Source organism: Tamlana crocina (genome assembly GCF_012037625.1).
In genome coordinates this window covers 1-255 of sequence record NZ_JAAVJS010000929.1, presented here as the reverse complement: position 1 = coordinate 255, position 255 = coordinate 1, and the positions used below count along the sequence as shown (strand labels likewise).

The window sequence follows — 255 nt, the reverse complement described above, 5'->3', positions numbered from 1 at the left end:
GCACCTAGAATGAAATCCGAACTGGAATCATTGGGCTATAAGGTATCTAGGCCAAGAGTAGCGCGTATCATGAAGGCCAATTATCTGCTGGCCAAAAGAAAACGCAAGTTTAGAACAACAACAGATAGCAACCATAGCTATCCAATAGCTCCCAACTTGCAGAATCAATGCTTTGATGTAAAAAGACAAAACCAAGTATGGGTAAGCGATATTACTTATATCCAAAGCAAGGTTGGCTGTATCTTACGGTGATTA

At 40.4% G+C, this 255-nt stretch carries 1 pseudogene; it reads left to right on the top strand.

The features are described from left to right. Window positions 1-255: pseudogene (locus tag HC176_RS20480) on the top strand (IS3 family transposase); the annotation flags it as partial.